The organism is Mesobacillus sp. AQ2 (genome assembly GCF_030122805.1).
Lineage (GTDB): Bacteria > Bacillota > Bacilli > Bacillales > Cytobacillaceae > Mesobacillus > Mesobacillus oceanisediminis_A.
Genome location: NZ_CP126080.1, coordinates 286744 through 305000, shown reverse-complemented (window position 1 = coordinate 305000; position 18257 = coordinate 286744). Strand labels below are relative to the sequence as shown.

Here is an 18257-nt window from a genome sequence, read left to right as displayed (position 1 = left end):
GGCGGTGTGTACAAGGCCCGGGAACGTATTCACCGCGGCATGCTGATCCGCGATTACTAGCGATTCCGGCTTCATGCAGGCGAGTTGCAGCCTGCAATCCGAACTGAGAATGGATTTATGGGATTGGCTTCACCTCGCGGCTTCGCGACCCTTTGTTCCATCCATTGTAGCACGTGTGTAGCCCAGGTCATAAGGGGCATGATGATTTGACGTCATCCCCACCTTCCTCCGGTTTGTCACCGGCAGTCACCTTAGAGTGCCCAACTGAATGCTGGCAACTAAGATCAAGGGTTGCGCTCGTTGCGGGACTTAACCCAACATCTCACGACACGAGCTGACGACAACCATGCACCACCTGTCACTCTGTCCCCCGAAGGGGAACGCCCTATCTCTAGGGTTGTCAGAGGATGTCAAGACCTGGTAAGGTTCTTCGCGTTGCTTCGAATTAAACCACATGCTCCACCGCTTGTGCGGGCCCCCGTCAATTCCTTTGAGTTTCAGCCTTGCGGCCGTACTCCCCAGGCGGAGTGCTTAATGCGTTTGCTGCAGCACTAAAGGGCGGAAACCCTCTAACACTTAGCACTCATCGTTTACGGCGTGGACTACCAGGGTATCTAATCCTGTTCGCTCCCCACGCTTTCGCGCCTCAGCGTCAGTTACAGACCAGAGAGCCGCCTTCGCCACTGGTGTTCCTCCACATCTCTACGCATTTCACCGCTACACGTGGAATTCCGCTCTCCTCTTCTGCACTCAAGTTCCCCAGTTTCCAATGACCCTCCCCGGTTGAGCCGGGGGCTTTCACATCAGACTTAAGGAACCGCCTGCGCGCGCTTTACGCCCAATAATTCCGGACAACGCTTGCCACCTACGTATTACCGCGGCTGCTGGCACGTAGTTAGCCGTGGCTTTCTGGTCAGGTACCGTCAAGGTACCGGCAGTTACTCCGGTACTTGTTCTTCCCTGACAACAGAACTTTACGACCCGAAAGCCTTCATCGTTCACGCGGCGTTGCTCCGTCAGACTTTCGTCCATTGCGGAAGATTCCCTACTGCTGCCTCCCGTAGGAGTCTGGGCCGTGTCTCAGTCCCAGTGTGGCCGATCACCCTCTCAGGTCGGCTACGCATCGTTGCCTTGGTGAGCCGTTACCTCACCAACTAGCTAATGCGCCGCGGGCCCATCTGTAAGCGACAGCCGAAACCGTCTTTCAGCTTTCCCTCATGTGAGGGAAAGGATTATCCGGTATTAGCTCCGGTTTCCCGAAGTTATCCCAGTCTTACAGGCAGGTTGCCCACGTGTTACTCACCCGTCCGCCGCTGATCTTCAAAAGCAAGCTAATGAAGATCCGCTCGACTTGCATGTATTAGGCACGCCGCCAGCGTTCGTCCTGAGCCAGGATCAAACTCTCCAAGAAAGAGTTATGAGTTAGCTCATAAGTTAAAACGTTGGCTCATGTCTTCTATTAATAGAAGCATGATAATTTATTGTTTGTTGACGCTTGTTTGTTTAGTTTTCAAAGAACAATATTGTTGTCGTTCAAATGACAACTTTTAAATCTTACCACCTTTGAACCAGCTCGTCAACACTTTTTTTGAAAGTCTTTTAAACAATCAATCAAGCGGAGCTGAGTTACTATAATAACACCTCAGGTGTTACCTAACAACCAGCAGTAACTGGAAAAGAATGATATGGGGATTAAAAAAGACAGGGATCAAAATCTCTGTCTTTTCGCCCGGCGGCGTCCTACTCTCACAGGGGGAAACCCCCAACTACCATCGGCGCTGAGAAGCTTAACTTCCGTGTTCGGTATGGGAACGGGTGTGACCTTCTCGCCATCGCCACCAGACTATTTGGTTTGAGGATTTGCGCCCTCAAAACTAGATAATGTTGTAAGAAGAAATCAAGAGAATCGAATGATCATTTGGTTAAGTCCTCGAACGATTAGTATCAGTCAGCTCCACACGTCACCGCGCTTCCACCTCTGACCTATCAACCTGATCATCTTTCAGGGTTCTTACTAGCTTGCGCTATGGGAAATCTCATCTTGAGGGGGGCTTCATGCTTAGATGCTTTCAGCACTTATCCCGTCCGCACATAGCTACCCAGCGATGCCTTTGGCAAGACAACTGGTACACCAGCGGTGCGTCCATCCCGGTCCTCTCGTACTAAGGACAGCTCCTCTCAAATTTCCTGCGCCCACGACGGATAGGGACCGAACTGTCTCACGACGTTCTGAACCCAGCTCGCGTACCGCTTTAATGGGCGAACAGCCCAACCCTTGGGACCGACTACAGCCCCAGGATGCGATGAGCCGACATCGAGGTGCCAAACCTCCCCGTCGATGTGGACTCTTGGGGGAGATAAGCCTGTTATCCCCGGGGTAGCTTTTATCCGTTGAGCGATGGCCCTTCCATGCGGAACCACCGGATCACTAAGCCCGACTTTCGTCCCTGCTCGACTTGTAGGTCTCGCAGTCAAGCTCCCTTGTGCCTTTACACTCTGCGAATGATTTCCAACCATTCTGAGGGAACCTTTGGGCGCCTCCGTTACTCTTTAGGAGGCGACCGCCCCAGTCAAACTGCCCACCTGACACTGTCTCCCGCCCCGATCAGGGGCGCGGGTTAGAATTTCAATACAGCCAGGGTAGTATCCCACCGACGCCTCCACCGAAGCTGGCGCTCCGGTTTCTCAGGCTCCTACCTATCCTGTACAAGCTGTACCAAAATTCAATATCAGGCTACAGTAAAGCTCCACGGGGTCTTTCCGTCCTGTCGCGGGTAACCTGCATCTTCACAGGTACTATAATTTCACCGAGTCTCTCGTTGAGACAGTGCCCAGATCGTTACGCCTTTCGTGCGGGTCGGAACTTACCCGACAAGGAATTTCGCTACCTTAGGACCGTTATAGTTACGGCCGCCGTTTACTGGGGCTTCGATTCAGAGCTTCGCGTGAGCTAACCCCTCCTCTTAACCTTCCAGCACCGGGCAGGCGTCAGCCCCTATACTTCGCCTTGCGGCTTCGCAGAGACCTGTGTTTTTGCTAAACAGTCGCCTGGGCCTATTCACTGCGGCTCATCCGGGCTATTCACCCAAATGAGCACCCCTTCTCCCGAAGTTACGGGGTCATTTTGCCGAGTTCCTTAACGAGAGTTCTCTCGCTCACCTTAGGATTCTCTCCTCGCCTACCTGTGTCGGTTTGCGGTACGGGCACCATTTATCTCGCTAGAGGCTTTTCTTGGCAGTGTGGAATCAGGAACTTCGGTACTATATTTCCCTCGCTGTCACAGCTCAGCCTTCACGCAAGCGGGATTTGCCTCACTTGCAGCCTAACTGCTTAGACGCGCATATCCAACAGCGCGCTTACCCTATCCTCCTGCGTCCCCCCGTCGCTCAAACGATAAAGAGGTGGTACAGGAATATCAACCTGTTGTCCATCGCCTACGCCTTTCGGCCTCGGCTTAGGTCCCGACTAACCCTGAGAGGACGAGCCTTCCTCAGGAAACCTTAGGCATTCGGTGGATGGGATTCTCACCCATCTTTCGCTACTCATACCGGCATTCTCACTTCTAAGCGCTCCACCAGTCCTTACGGTCTGACTTCAACGCCCTTAGAACGCTCTCCTACCACTGACATCTAAGATGTCAATCCACAGCTTCGGTGATACGTTTAGCCCCGGTACATTTTCGGCGCAGAGTCACTCGACCAGTGAGCTATTACGCACTCTTTAAATGGTGGCTGCTTCTAAGCCAACATCCTGGTTGTCTAAGCAACTCCACATCCTTTTCCACTTAACGTATACTTTGGGACCTTAGCTGGTGGTCTGGGCTGTTTCCCTTTTGACTACGGATCTTATCACTCGCAGTCTGACTCCCACGGATAAGTCTTTGGCATTCGGAGTTTGTCTGAATTCGGTAACCCGATGAGGGCCCCTAGTCCAAACAGTGCTCTACCTCCAAGACTCTTACAACGTGAGGCTAGCCCTAAAGCTATTTCGGAGAGAACCAGCTATCTCCAAGTTCGATTGGAATTTCTCCGCTACCCACACCTCATCCCCGCACTTTTCAACGTGCGTGGGTTCGGGCCTCCAGTTGGTGTTACCCAACCTTCACCCTGGACATGGGTAGATCACCTGGTTTCGGGTCTACGACCACATACTCATTCGCCCTATTCAGACTCGCTTTCGCTGCGGCTCCGTCTTCTCAACTTAACCTTGCATGTAATCGTAACTCGCCGGTTCATTCTACAAAAGGCACGCCATCACCCATGAACGGGCTCTGACTACTTGTAGGCACACGGTTTCAGGATCTCTTTCACTCCCCTTCCGGGGTGCTTTTCACCTTTCCCTCACGGTACTGGTTCACTATCGGTCACTAGGGAGTATTTAGCCTTGGGAGATGGTCCTCCCAGCTTCCGACGGGATTTCTCGTGTCCCGCCGTACTCAGGATCCACTCAGGAGGGAACGAAGTTTCAACTACAGGGTTTTTACCTTCTCTGACGGGCCTTTCCAGACCACTTCATCTACCCCGTTCCTTTGTAACTCCATGTAGAGTGTCCTACAACCCCAAGAGGCAAGCCTCTTGGTTTGGGCTATGTCCCGTTTCGCTCGCCGCTACTCAGGGAATCGCGTTTGCTTTCTCTTCCTCCGGGTACTTAGATGTTTCAGTTCCCCGGGTCTGCCTTCAATACCCTATGTATTCAGGTAAAGATACTGTTCCATTACGAACAGTGGGTTTCCCCATTCGGAAATCTCCGGATCAAAGCTTACTTACAGCTCCCCGAAGCATATCGGTGTTAGTCCCGTCCTTCATCGGCTCCTAGTGCCAAGGCATCCACCGTGCGCCCTTTCTAACTTAACCTAAAAGGTCATTTCTCTAATTGAATAGAGAGAAAACTAAAATGGCGATCACTCGGTTTTCTTCTTGGTTCTTCTTACTTACGATTATCTAGTTTTCAAGGAACAAAAAAGCTTTGAGAGAATTGCTCCCTCAAAACTAAACAAACAAGCGTACAACTATGTGGATTACATCCACAGTACGAATCGAAAGATTCGCATTCCGATTGCCCTTAGGCAATATCCTTAGAAAGGAGGTGATCCAGCCGCACCTTCCGATACGGCTACCTTGTTACGACTTCACCCCAATCATCTGTCCCACCTTAGGCGGCTGGCTCCAAAAGGTTACCCCACCGACTTCGGGTGTTACAAACTCTCGTGGTGTGACGGGCGGTGTGTACAAGGCCCGGGAACGTATTCACCGCGGCATGCTGATCCGCGATTACTAGCGATTCCGGCTTCATGCAGGCGAGTTGCAGCCTGCAATCCGAACTGAGAATGGATTTATGGGATTGGCTTCACCTCGCGGCTTCGCGACCCTTTGTTCCATCCATTGTAGCACGTGTGTAGCCCAGGTCATAAGGGGCATGATGATTTGACGTCATCCCCACCTTCCTCCGGTTTGTCACCGGCAGTCACCTTAGAGTGCCCAACTGAATGCTGGCAACTAAGATCAAGGGTTGCGCTCGTTGCGGGACTTAACCCAACATCTCACGACACGAGCTGACGACAACCATGCACCACCTGTCACTCTGTCCCCCGAAGGGGAACGCCCTATCTCTAGGGTTGTCAGAGGATGTCAAGACCTGGTAAGGTTCTTCGCGTTGCTTCGAATTAAACCACATGCTCCACCGCTTGTGCGGGCCCCCGTCAATTCCTTTGAGTTTCAGCCTTGCGGCCGTACTCCCCAGGCGGAGTGCTTAATGCGTTTGCTGCAGCACTAAAGGGCGGAAACCCTCTAACACTTAGCACTCATCGTTTACGGCGTGGACTACCAGGGTATCTAATCCTGTTCGCTCCCCACGCTTTCGCGCCTCAGCGTCAGTTACAGACCAGAGAGCCGCCTTCGCCACTGGTGTTCCTCCACATCTCTACGCATTTCACCGCTACACGTGGAATTCCGCTCTCCTCTTCTGCACTCAAGTTCCCCAGTTTCCAATGACCCTCCCCGGTTGAGCCGGGGGCTTTCACATCAGACTTAAGGAACCGCCTGCGCGCGCTTTACGCCCAATAATTCCGGACAACGCTTGCCACCTACGTATTACCGCGGCTGCTGGCACGTAGTTAGCCGTGGCTTTCTGGTCAGGTACCGTCAAGGTACCGGCAGTTACTCCGGTACTTGTTCTTCCCTGACAACAGAACTTTACGACCCGAAAGCCTTCATCGTTCACGCGGCGTTGCTCCGTCAGACTTTCGTCCATTGCGGAAGATTCCCTACTGCTGCCTCCCGTAGGAGTCTGGGCCGTGTCTCAGTCCCAGTGTGGCCGATCACCCTCTCAGGTCGGCTACGCATCGTGGCCTTGGTGAGCCGTTACCTCACCAACTAGCTAATGCGCCGCGGGCCCATCTGTAAGTGACAGCCGAAACCGTCTTTCAGCTTTCCCTCATGTGAGGGAAAGGATTATCCGGTATTAGCTCCGGTTTCCCGAAGTTATCCCAGTCTTACAGGCAGGTTGCCCACGTGTTACTCACCCGTCCGCCGCTGATCTTCAAAAGCAAGCTAATGAAGATCCGCTCGACTTGCATGTATTAGGCACGCCGCCAGCGTTCGTCCTGAGCCAGGATCAAACTCTCCAAGAAAGAGTTATGAGTTAGCTCATAAGTTAAAACGTTGGCTCATGTCTTCTATTAATAGAAGCATGATAATTTATTGTTTGTTGACGCTTGTTTGTTTAGTTTTCAAAGAGCAAATTGTGTGCGCCGCTCAGAAGCGACTTTAATAATTTATCACATCACAGCGTTGAATGTCAACAGCTTTTTGATTTTATTTTTTCATCACCAAAATGTTGTTAACCTGTTCGCGACTGTTTCTATATACTATCACCCGACATGCACAGAGTCAATACGATTATACCTTGAAATAATTGGGAAAAGTTTCGATTGTTCACTTTCCTTCTGTATATAAAAACAGCCGATCTCCATCCGGGAGACCAGCTGTTTATTTACCTTATTTAGATATCGTAATGATATTCTCGTCTTTCACATCCACATTGCCCTCTTTGTTGATGACAATGCTTTCGCCTTCAGATAGATTAGTGAATACGATTGGAGTAATGATAGACGTTGCGTGTTCCTTGATGTAATCAAGATCCACCTTCAATAACGGCTGTCCTTTTGTGACAGTGTCATTTTCAGAAACAAGTGTTTCGAACCCTTGTCCCTTCAGATTAACCGTATCGATACCCACATGAATAAGGATCTCCCGTCCAGAGTCAGAGAGGATTCCGATTGCATGCTTTGTTGGGAAAAGGTTTACGATCTTTCCGTCGACCGGTGAAACAATTGTACCTTCAGCAGGTACGATTGCAAAACCGTCACCCATCATTTTTCCAGAGAATACCTGGTCTGGGACTTCTGTAATTGGTTTAATCTCCCCTTTAATAGGAGAAACGAATGTTTCAGCTGCGGAATCTGCATCATGATGAGTCTGCAATGCTTCCGGATTCACTTCTTCAATTTGCTGCTCAACCTCTGTTGCCTGGTTCGTTTCTACAGGACGAGGTCTTTTACCGCTCATGATGTCCTTCATCTGACCTTTAATAGTCTCTGAACGCGGTCCGAAAATTGCCTGGATGTTGTTGCCGACTTCAAGGACTCCAGCAGCACCCAGCTTTTTCAAGCGATCTTTATCGACGCTGCCAATATCATTAACTGATACACGAAGTCGTGTGATACATGCATCAAGGTGAGCGATGTTTTCTTTACCGCCCATTGCATCAAGGACTTCATATGGAAGGTCACTAGCTTGTCCCTTCACTCCGCCTTCTTCCCCATCTTCTTCAACTGCTTCACGGCCTGGTGTCATCAGGTTGAACTTACGAATTGCGAAACGGAACCCGAAGTAGTAGATGACCGCGAAGACTAGGCCTACAGGGATTACAATCCATGCGTTTGTCTGCGGGTTGATCAATCCAAACAGAATGTAGTCAATAAGACCACCAGAGAAAGTCATACCGATTTTTACATTTAATAGATGCATTGTCATGAATGATAGACCAGCAAAAATGGCGTGTACTCCGAAAAGCACTGGTGCTACGAACAAGAATGAGAACTCAAGTGGTTCTGTAATACCTGTTAAGAATGAAGTCAGGGCAGCAGAAACCATTAGACCGCCGACTACCACTTTTCTTTCAGGACGTGCTTCATGATAAATAGCCAATGCTGCAGCTGGAAGACCGAACATCATGAACGGGAATTTACCTGTCATGAATGTACCTGCAGTAAGATTTTGTACGTTATCTGCAATTTGGGCCATGAAGATACGCTGATCCCCGCGAACAACTTCTCCAGCCTGAGTAGTGTACTGACCAAATTCATACCAGAATGGTGAATAGAAGATATGGTGCAGACCGAAAGGAATTAATGAACGTTCAACCACACCAAAGATAAATGCTGATAAAGTCAAGTTTGCGTGAACCATGTTTTGCGAGAATGCATTCAGGCCGTTTTGGATTGGAGGCCAGATAACCATCATTACCAATCCAAGCAGGATGGCTGTTCCCGCAGTGATAATCGGAACGAAACGCTTTCCTGCGAAGAATCCAAGATAGGATGGCAATTCGATTTCAAAAAACTTATTGTAAAGAGCTGCGGCAATTATACCCACGATGATACCGCCAAATACCCCTGTCTGAAGCGTTGGGACACCTAAGATATTTGCGTAGTTCAGTCCGTTGACATCTTCTGGAGTAATACCTAAAACAGTACCCATTGTCACGTTCATGATCAGGTATCCGATAATGGCAGCAAGACCGGCAACACCCTCACCGCCCGCTAAACCAACAGCTACACCAACCGCGAATAACAGCGGAAGGTTTCCGAAGACAATATCTCCGGCTTTTTGCATAACAGCAGCAACCAGATCGACGCCGCCGTTATTTAAAAATGGAGCAAGCTCTAACAAAGCAGGGTTTCTAAGCGCAGCACCAAGTGCAAGCAGAATACCAGCTGCCGGGAGAAGTGCAACCGGAAGCATCAGCGCTTTACCTACTTTTTGAAGAACACCAAAAGCTTTCTTAAACATAGGAAGACCTCCTGAAATTTTTTCTCTTAAAGCGGTTACAAACATTAAAAAAACAAATAAAAAAGGCATGAGTAAGGTGTATCGAAAAGAAGCATACGGATATAGTACCCATAAAACTCCAATTCAATTACATTCTTTACTCATGCCTGATCGAATCAGTAACACGTAAGATATAACTGCTTATTTAACTTTTTTTCTGAAGCCTTTGCAGATGCATCGTCAGATACACGGCTTCGGCATCGAATACTTGTTTTTTCAAGGTCTGCTGCATCACTTTAATGAGTTTCCACGAAAGATTGTAACACAGAGGGTATTCCTCTTTCAAGAGGGTTGCAAATTTTTCCGGTTCTTCTACTTTTTCTCCGTTATTGACCCTCTCGATGGTAAAACGTATGTGGCGGACAAGCCTCGTATAGTCTATTCCTTCTTTATCGATTTCGACATCCAGGTTTTCTTCAATCATTTGTACCAGTTTTGTCACAAGCTGTGAGTGTTTGTTCACATCAGACAGATTGCGATTCATGATGGCGCTATGGATATGGAGGGCAACAAAACCGATTTCTCCATCAGGAAGTTCAATTCCGGATCGATCCTTGATAAGCTGAACCACTTCTTTAGCAATCTCAAATTCCATTGGATACAGTGTCTTTGTTTCCACCAAAAATGGATTTTTGAACTCCATCCCCTTTGAAATCCTTGTTACTGCAAACATCAAGTGGTCCGTCAAGGCGACATGGATGTGTTCATTCAGCTGGCCAGCTGTCCGTTTCTTGATTAATTCAATGGAAGATATGATTGCTTCGTGCAGGTCATTTTCAACAAAAGGCAAAAGCTTGATGTAGTTTGCCTGCTCTTTTTCATCCTTGAGGACAAACATTTTCTCCGCCTGGCCCTCTTCGATCAGGTCTCCCTTTTTCCGGTTGAAGCCAATTCCCTTGCCAATCATGATGACTTCCCCGAATGTTGGATGGTCAGCAATCAATACATTATTGTTCAAGCCTTTTTTCACTTCGATTCTGTCCATGCCGTTTCCCCGTTTCAGCTTGTTCTATGGGAATATCGTATATAAGGAGAATTTAGAAGTCAATCTGAAGTGTTTACCTGGCAGTCTTCAAATTTTGCCAAAAAAAGATCCAGCGGCATCCGCTGGACCGAAATGTCTATTCTGTTAAAAACACAAAGTATAGAACGAAGATGACGAAGAACAGGTACATAATCGGATGGACATCTTTTGATTTCCCCTTCACGAGCATGGTGATTGGATAAAAGATGAATCCTGCCGCAATCCCAGTTGCGATGCTGGATGACAATGGCATCGCAATCATTGTAAGGAATGATGGTACTGCGATTTCAAAGCGGCCCCATTCGATTTTCCCAAGTGAAGAAACCATCAGTACACCAACGATGATCAATGCTGGTGCTGTTACGGCTGAAGTGACCACTGAAAGCAGCGGGAAAAAGAATAGCGATAACAGGAAGAATCCTGCTGTTACTAAAGAAGCAAATCCGCTTCGCGCTCCTGAAGCTACACCTGCAGATGATTCAATATACGATGTTGTTGTCGATGTTCCGAAGATGGAACCAACAAGGGATGCGATTGAATCTGCAAATAGCGCACGTCCTGCGCGAGGCAGCTTGTTTTCTTTCATTAAGCCTGCCTGATTGGCAACTGCAACCAGTGTACCTGCATTATCAAAGAAATCGACGAACAGGAAAGTCAAAATGATACCGAGCATCGTTGATGTGTAGAAAGATGGATCGCCGAATGCCGTGAAAACTGCTCCAAAGGTTGGCGCTACGCTTGGTACTGCACCAACTACTTTTTCAGGTGTTTCAATAAGATTAAAAACCATACCAACGATGACGCTGATGATAATTCCGAAGAATACCGCACCGTGAATGCCTCTTGTCAGCATGATGACGGTGATTAACAATCCGAAAAGCGCAAGCAATGTGTTGGCGTTTGTCAGGTCGCCTAACCCAACAAGCGTTGCCGGATTATCGACGATGATACCTGCATTCTTCAATCCGATAAAGGTGATGAACAATCCAATCCCTGCTCCGACTGCGTGCTTTAGTTCAACTGGGATGGCATTGATCAATTTTTCACGCCAGCCTGTAATCGTCAGCAGCAGGAAGAACACACTGGAGATAAACACTGCTGCAAGCGCATGCTGCCATGGTGCACCGTGGCTTAGAACAACTGTGTAAGCAAAGAAGGCATTCAAGCCCATACCCGGCGCCAGGGCAATTGGGTATTTTCCGATCAAACCCATAATGATGGAGCCAATCGCCGCTGCAAGAGCTGTTGCCACGAATACAGCACCAGCATCCATTCTCAATGCTTCCGGAAGATCCTTTATGTCTGACAGTGTGAGTACATTAGGATTTACAATCAGGATATACGCCATTGCAAGGAACGTGGTCATTCCGCCAATGAATTCGCGGCGATAATTCGTGCCAAGCTTATCAAACTCGAAATATTTCTTCATTTTTTCTTTTCCCCCTGAATAGTTTCAGGAAATAAGGCCAAAAAGAAAACGCCACGGGTTACCGGGCGTTGACTAAAGGCAATAGCAGAAATGATGGCCAGGCAATACATTGAAAGTATGACAGATTGCCAGCCATGATTTATATACCTCGTAGTCAAGCCATTTACGGTAGCTCGGTAGAAACTTCTGGGCCATATCCCCAAGATTATACGACGAATTATGACAAATTATTAAGTTCAGTTTCATTCTAACAGGACTTTTGCCCTGAGTCAATAAAAAACGAACATTTTCATGTCCGTTTTTAATAATTGTTCGTATTTTATTCCCATTCGATAGTTGCAGGCGGTTTGCTGGTGATATCATAAACGACGCGGTTGACGTGATCGACTTCGTTGACGATCCTTGTGGAGATAATCTCAAGGACATCCCACGGAATCCTTGCCCAATCAGATGTCATTCCATCAATGGATGTTACTGCACGGATGCCAATTGTGTAATCATATGTCCTCGCATCCCCCATGACACCTACGCTGCGAATATCCGGAAGAACGGTGAAATACTGCCAGATTTCACGATCAAGGCCCGCCTTCTTGATTTCGTCCCGAAGAATGGCGTCCGACTCACGGACAATCTCCAATTTTTCTTCAGAAATGGCCCCAAGAACACGGATGCCGAGTCCAGGTCCAGGGAATGGCTGACGCCAGACGATTTCATCAGGAATGCCAAGCTCGGTGCCAAGCGCACGGACTTCATCCTTGAACAATGTATTCAACGGCTCGATCAAACTGAACTGCATATCCTCGGGAAGACCGCCGACATTGTGGTGGGACTTGATTGTCTGTGCCGTTGCAGTGCCGCTTTCGATAATATCGGTATACAATGTTCCCTGTGCCAGGAATTCAATGCCCTTAAGCTTTTCCGCTTCATCATCGAAAACATAGATGAACTCGTTTCCGATGATTTTACGCTTCTGCTCCGGATCGGATACACCCTCGAGCTTACTGAGGAAACGATCCTTGGCATCCACCTTTATAACGTTCATGTTGAAGCCATCAGCAAAAGTCTTCATGACACCTTCTGCTTCATCTTTGCGCAATAATCCATGATCAACGAAAATACATGTCAGCTGATCGCCAATCGCCTTATGGATCAATACGGCCACAACTGAGGAATCAACACCGCCGCTCAATGCGCATAGAATCTTCTTGTCTCCTACCTGCTGGCGGATTTTCTCCATTTCGATTTCAATGAAGTTTTCCATCGACCAGTTGCCTTCGCATCCGCACACCTTGAAGACAAAGTTCTTCAACAGGTCATTCCCATACATGGAGTGGCGAACCTCAGGGTGGAATTGGACCGCGTAAAGCTTACGGCTCTCGTCACTCATTGCTGCAATCGGGCAGGATGGATTGACTCCATCTACAGAAAATCCTGGCGGTGACATGGTGACGAGGTCGCCATGGCTCATCCAGACAACCTGTTCACCCGGAGTCCCTTCGAATAATGTGTTCTGGTTATGGAGAGTCAGCAGGGCTTTTCCGTATTCACGGTTCTTTGCCTTCTCGACCTTCCCGCCGAAATGCATTGTCATAAGCTGCATTCCGTAGCAGATGCCCAAAATCGGCAAGCCCAGCTCGAAAATCTCTTCATCACATCGGAAGGCTCCCTCATCATAAACAGAGTTCGGCCCTCCTGAAAAAATGATTCCCTTTGGGTTCATTTCCTTGATTTCAGCCGCTGTAATCGTGTGCGGATGAAGCTCACTGTAGACGCCAAACTCCCTGATCCGTCTTGTGATCAGCTGGTTATACTGGCTGCCAAAGTCTAATACTATAATCATTTCCTGGTCTTGCAGCTCGTTTTTCATAAATTCACCTCATTTAAAATAGACGCGGTACTTCCATTAGATGGTTATGTAAGTAGTATGGCTTGTTACGCATAAAAAAAGCCAGAATCCTGCCATCCAAAAATAATAGGAAAGCAGAATTCCAGCCCGTTACGAACAAAAAGAAGCCTGCCTTCATAGTCAAATCATTTCCGGTGATTTGGTAGATACTTTCGATCCATATTATCGAGGATATATGAAGGTTGATTCTATATAGTTGCACACATTGTATCAGTATAATATTTTAACGGTCAAGCCCCAGATTTCCGAATCATGTTTTCCCAGTGCTTTTTCACGTCTTGCCACATCTCTTCATTCAATTCGCCGCGATAGAGATATTCTTCATACTTGGAGGTGAGTCTTCTCATATCGCTTGTCGAGAAAAATGAATCCACATAATAGGCGTAATCACGCAATGTCTGGCCATCCTCCCGCCTAAGCCCGTATCGTCCAAGCTGCTTCAACAGGGCAATATAGGCTTTCTCCAGGTACTTGTTTTGCTTTTTATACTTATAGAGAAGGATATACAGTGCCGGAAGCCATTTCCCGCGAAGCCTGTACATGATCGCAACGAACATAGCAAGAACCAGCATTGTCAGCAGAATTTTCCAGAAATTATCCTTCAGGAACGCACCGGCATTTTTCAGACCTTCTGAAAAGGAAACCTCAGGCTTGCCAACCTGTGCCTGTTCTTCCGGCAGTTCCGGCTTCTTTGGCGCCTCTGGTGCCGTTACGTTTTCATCCTTTTCCTCTGTAGTGGATTCAGTGTTGTTGTCGTTGTTGTATTCGAACTGGACATTATTTGAAAATCCTTGAGTCGGTTCGAATGGAACCCAGCCGACACCGGGAAAATATCCCTCCACCCAGGAGTGGGCGTTATTATTTGTGACCTCGTAAAGCCGGCGGCCGCTATCAAGAGTATCGATATAATCCCCTTCGGTATAGCCTTTTACCCAGCGGGCTGGAATGCCAACAGAACGCATCATGACAACCATCGATGTGGAAAAATTGTCGCAATAGCCCCGCTGTGTATCGAACAGGAACTGATCGACATAGTCCTGGTCATCAGCCGGGACAGCAACATCCGTTTGATCGTAGACAAATTCGTTCGAACGGAAGTATTTTTCAATTGCCTGGGCTTTTTCAAGCCACGTCTGTTTATCCTTCGTAATTTCCTCAGCCAGGTTCACAACCCGCTCTGGAAGCCCTTCTGGCACCTGTGTGTATTTTGCCAGGAAAGCCGCATTCTCCTCTCCTGCAATATCCTCTTTCCCAGCCGCCTTGAGCTTGTCGACACTGTAGACAGGATAATCGAATGTGAGTGAGTACGGGCCGAATGACCCTGATTGTCCCTCAGGAAGGGAAGTAATTTTCTCTGTCTCGGGATCGAGCATGAACTGCAATGACGAGTAACCTGCAGAAGCCTTCACTTGTTTTACCCCGAGCGGATAGACAAGGTGTGGGTACCCGATTTTCGGAATGACCCTGCTGTTACGCTCTTCTCTTTTCACACCTGCATCGAAAGGCTGCATCGGAATTGCCTGTTCTGGTAAAAATTCAACCGGTGTTGCCGCTTCGGATTTTTCTGTGATCCATCCTTTTCCCGTATAGACATCTTTCGTTTCAATCCTCCAGTAATGCCGTCCATCTGCTTCGGAGGTAAAAACAACCCGGTCGTCACCGATGAATGGTCCGCCAAGAGACGAATCATCTGTTCCATAGCCAACCTTCTTAACCCCGCCGCTGCCTTCCCCGGAATCCTGGTTATAGGAGGTAATGAATGGGACAGGGTCCGGCCAGATCGGGTTAGCTTTAGGAGCAGCATAGCCAATCCCCACACTTAAAACAATCATGGCCACCAAAGGCACCATCCATTTTTTCACGCTGTTGAGGTTCTTCTTCACTGCTTCCTTGTCAGCAATCCTGTGGTACGACAGCATTCCCAGCACGGCAAAACCGGCAATGACTGTCCGGACAATCGCCGCATCTGCTTCATATGGAGTGAACGTGTCAAGAACCGTAATGTAAACTAGCGTCATGAAGAAAAACACAAAAATCTGTTTTCGGTTGATCAGCCAATATTGAATCAGATAAGCCATCAGCCAGAGCAGAGTAAAGAATAACAATGTCCGAAACACATTAGAAATCTCTGTCCAGTCCGCATTCACTATATAAATGGCATTCGACATCGCCTCGGTGAAAAGCTCGGTGAACCATTTCAAACTGAAAAATGTTCCTTCATAATACATGAAGTGGACTGAGTATAAGATGATGATGATTTTCACGAGTGCTCCCGGAATCACCGGCATGTTGAAGTACGACATCATCAGCGAGACAAATACAAAGCCAAGGAAGACACTCAAATGGCCTGTATCAGTCAGTTCCTTTAATGGCCTCAGCCATTCCCATAAAAGCAAAAAGCTGAAGATATACAGCAAGAAGAAGGCTGCATCTTTTTTCGGCTTAGCGATTGTCATCCCTTATTCACCTCCGAGAAGGCTTCCGGGAACTGGCCGTCATGTACCATGACAAGCCGGATTCCCCTTGCATTTGCCGATGACCTTAAGTTTATTTCTGTTTTTGACGGTGATTCCTGGCTATTTTTAATCAGGAAAATACTGACCGCTCCGTTTCTTTGATTGTAGAACGCCGCTTTTTCAATCAACTCTTTCGTGAGTTGGGCGGTAACCAGCATGATTGAATTGTTCTGCTGCGCTAGGAAGGTTTCTGCTTCCAGAACTCGGTCGAATGGGACCGGACTGCCATCCTGGATTTTGGCAAGATGGTAGAGAAGCTGCTGCTGCTGGCTCTCCCCGCCGCGGGCAGGAAAAGCCACACGCTCATTGCTCGATGTCAGCAGTCCGACCTGGGCCCCTTTGCGCAAAATCGCCCTGAGGACGGAAGCGGTAAACGAAACGATCACTTCAAATCGCGGGTCCGGCGCACAGTCCATCAAAAGTGTCACATCATGTGATTGCCTTTGTTCGAATTCCTTTGTCATGATATCATTTCGCCTTGCTGTCGCTTTCCAGTTGATCCAGGAAAACCGATCCCCCGGCTGGTACTCACGAACACCAATGGCCATCGATGTATCTCGCTGGACACGCTCCTTCGAGGCAGTCATGCCCTGGTCAAAATGGTGTGCGACCGGGCGGTAAACCAAATCCTGATAAGCAGGATAGACAAGAATCCGGTTTTCAGCCGGCAGGATTTTTTCTTTTTCAATCAAGCCGAGCAAATCTCCCGTCTTCAGCTTGATACCTGTCAGGACATGTTCGCCCCGGGGCAGGTTCTCGATCGAGTAGTCGAAGCTGAATACCCGATTGAATCCCGGGAATACCATGGTATTCGCCTGTTGCAGATCCCGGTTCCCGGCAAGCGTCTCTCCTGCCTGTTCTTCGGCGATTGCGTAAAACAGCGGGAATGGGATATTTCTTTCAAGGACGATGCTCGCCCTGAACTTTTCGCCAGCGTTGTACTCCTGTTTTGTGTATACTCTCTCCGCCTTTATTTCTTTTAAAGAATATAAAGCAAGACTCAGTGCATACAGCCCGAATGGCACGAAGCTGTAAAAAAGGAACCAGCTGACAAAACCGCCCTGGAACATCGCATACGAAAAAGTAAGCAGAATCAAGAACAGCAAAACGATCAGCTTCCATATTTCTTTGAACTTTTGAAAATATAGTTTCATACTATTTCACGAGCCTTTGGATCGGCACAGGCACTCTCGCCATCACCCTGTTGACGACATCCTCAGCGGTGACCCCTTCAAACCTTGCCTCTGATTTCAAAATGATCCTGTGGGCGAAGACATAGGGTGCCAGATACTGGACATCATCCGGAATGACATAATCCCTTCCGTATATGAAAGCGTACGCCTGGGCCGCCTTCATCAAGGCAATCGATCCACGTGGGCTTACACCAAGATAGACACTTGAATGGCCGCGTGTCCGGCTTGCCAGTTCTACAATATATCGCTTGAGCGTTTCGTCGACGATGACTTCTTTTATGCTCTGCTGCAGGTCGCGTAAATCTTCAAGCGAGACCACCGGCTGCAAATCCTCGATTGGAAGATTGCGCTGCGCCCTGTCAAGCACTTCCATTTCCTCATCAAGCGCCGGGTAGCCCATTTTCATTTTCAGGAGGAAACGGTCCAACTGGGCTTCAGGCAGCGGATACGTTCCCTCATAATCAATCGGGTTCTGTGTCGCCATGACAAAAAACGGCTTGTCGAGAATATGCGTTACGCCATCGACCGTAACGCTATGCTCTTCCATTCCTTCAAGCAGAGCTGATTGAGTTTTCGGAGACGTCCTGTTGATTTCATCAGCCAGGATGATGTTGCCCATGATTGGTCCCGGCCTGAACTCAAATTCCATTTCTTTTGGATTATAAATCGAAACGCCTGTCACATCTGAAGGCAGCAGGTCAGGAGTGAACTGGATCCTTCTGAACTTGGCACTGACAGACTTCGCCAGCGCGCGGACCATCATCGTCTTGCCGACACCCGGCACGTCCTCAAGCAGCACATGTCCTCCAGCGAGCAGCGCAATAAGGCTTAACTCCGCCACGTTCCGCTTGCCTGTCATCACCTTATCGATATTACCCAGAATTCGATCAACCGTTGGATTCATCTGGTCCCTCATTGAAATTTCCCCCTTATATCTATTTATCTACGAAAATACGTTTTATTTTTATTTCCAATAAGTCTATATTCTCTATTTTTCTGTCAAAATCCTGTAATTGCTGTTATGAAAATATTTCTGCTTTGCGATAGACGTGAATTCGTAAAAGAAAGTTTCATAAAAA

At 48.1% G+C, this 18257-nt stretch carries 7 protein-coding genes, 4 rRNA genes and 2 riboswitches (1 of these 13 running past the window's edge); all 11 genes read right to left on the bottom strand.

Features of this window, described 5'->3' with window-relative positions; translation table 11 throughout:
- Positions 1-1411: ribosomal RNA gene (locus tag QNH36_RS01655) — 16S ribosomal RNA — on the bottom strand; it reaches 139 nt to the left of the window's first position.
- A gap of 316 nt (positions 1412-1727) precedes the next feature.
- Positions 1728-1843 (bottom strand): 5S ribosomal RNA (gene rrf / locus QNH36_RS01650).
- A gap of 75 nt (positions 1844-1918) precedes the next feature.
- Positions 1919-4853, bottom strand: a 23S ribosomal RNA gene (locus QNH36_RS01645).
- Between the two features lie 225 nt (positions 4854-5078).
- Positions 5079-6628 (bottom strand): 16S ribosomal RNA (locus QNH36_RS01640).
- The 16S, 23S and 5S rRNA genes sit together here, the layout of an rRNA operon.
- Before the next feature lie 367 nt (positions 6629-6995).
- On the bottom strand, positions 6996-9071 hold the full coding sequence (ptsG, locus tag QNH36_RS01635) for a glucose-specific PTS transporter subunit IIBC (RefSeq protein ID WP_283904514.1): 2076 nt from the start codon (positions 9069-9071) through the stop codon (positions 6996-6998).
- A 184-nt stretch (positions 9072-9255) separates the two neighbouring features.
- The gene (gene glcT, locus QNH36_RS01630) at positions 9256-10095 is read right to left on the bottom strand and encodes a glucose PTS transporter transcription antiterminator GlcT (RefSeq protein WP_283904513.1); all 840 of its coding nucleotides are present in this window, start codon (positions 10093-10095) and stop codon (positions 9256-9258) included.
- Between the two features lie 136 nt (positions 10096-10231).
- Positions 10232-11563, bottom strand: a complete 1332-nt coding sequence (locus QNH36_RS01625) for an NCS2 family permease (protein ID WP_144481320.1) — start codon at positions 11561-11563, stop codon at positions 10232-10234.
- Positions 11564-11694: 131 nt separating this feature from the next.
- Positions 11695-11796, bottom strand: a riboswitch (purine riboswitch).
- Between the two features lie 86 nt (positions 11797-11882).
- Positions 11883-13430: a glutamine-hydrolyzing GMP synthase gene (guaA, locus tag QNH36_RS01620; protein WP_283904512.1), complete on the bottom strand. Its 1548-nt coding sequence runs from the start codon at positions 13428-13430 to the stop codon at positions 11883-11885.
- 136 nt (positions 13431-13566) lie between these two features.
- A riboswitch (purine riboswitch) is annotated at positions 13567-13668 on the bottom strand.
- A gap of 31 nt (positions 13669-13699) precedes the next feature.
- Positions 13700-15925, bottom strand: a complete 2226-nt coding sequence (locus tag QNH36_RS01615) for a transglutaminaseTgpA domain-containing protein (protein WP_283904511.1) — start codon at positions 15923-15925, stop codon at positions 13700-13702.
- On the bottom strand, positions 15922-17139 hold the full coding sequence (locus QNH36_RS01610; protein ID WP_251544850.1) for a DUF58 domain-containing protein: 1218 nt from the start codon (positions 17137-17139) through the stop codon (positions 15922-15924). The genes QNH36_RS01615 and QNH36_RS01610 overlap by 4 nt, the downstream gene beginning before the upstream one ends.
- Before the next feature lies 1 nt (position 17140).
- Positions 17141-18094 carry an AAA family ATPase gene (locus tag QNH36_RS01605; RefSeq protein WP_251544851.1) on the bottom strand — a complete coding sequence of 318 codons (954 nt, stop codon included), beginning with the start codon at positions 18092-18094 and terminating at the stop codon, positions 17141-17143.
- Positions 18095-18257 lie beyond the last annotated feature (163 nt).

Excerpts from the sequence above, each read along its gene's own strand:
- ptsG (WP_283904514.1), bottom strand. The coding sequence starts at position 9,071 with ATGTTTAAGAAAGCTTTTGGTGTTCTTCAAAAAGTAGGTAAAGCGCTG.
- glcT (WP_283904513.1), bottom strand. The coding sequence starts at position 10,095 with ATGGACAGAATCGAAGTGAAAAAAGGCTTGAACAATAATGTATTGATT.
- QNH36_RS01625 (WP_144481320.1), bottom strand. The coding sequence starts at position 11,563 with ATGAAGAAATATTTCGAGTTTGATAAGCTTGGCACGAATTATCGCCGC.
- guaA (WP_283904512.1), bottom strand. The coding sequence starts at position 13,430 with ATGAAAAACGAGCTGCAAGACCAGGAAATGATTATAGTATTAGACTTT.
- QNH36_RS01615 (WP_283904511.1), bottom strand. The coding sequence starts at position 15,925 with ATGACAATCGCTAAGCCGAAAAAAGATGCAGCCTTCTTCTTGCTGTAT.
- QNH36_RS01610 (WP_251544850.1), bottom strand. The coding sequence starts at position 17,139 with ATGAAACTATATTTTCAAAAGTTCAAAGAAATATGGAAGCTGATCGTT.
- QNH36_RS01605 (WP_251544851.1), bottom strand. The coding sequence starts at position 18,094 with ATGAGGGACCAGATGAATCCAACGGTTGATCGAATTCTGGGTAATATC.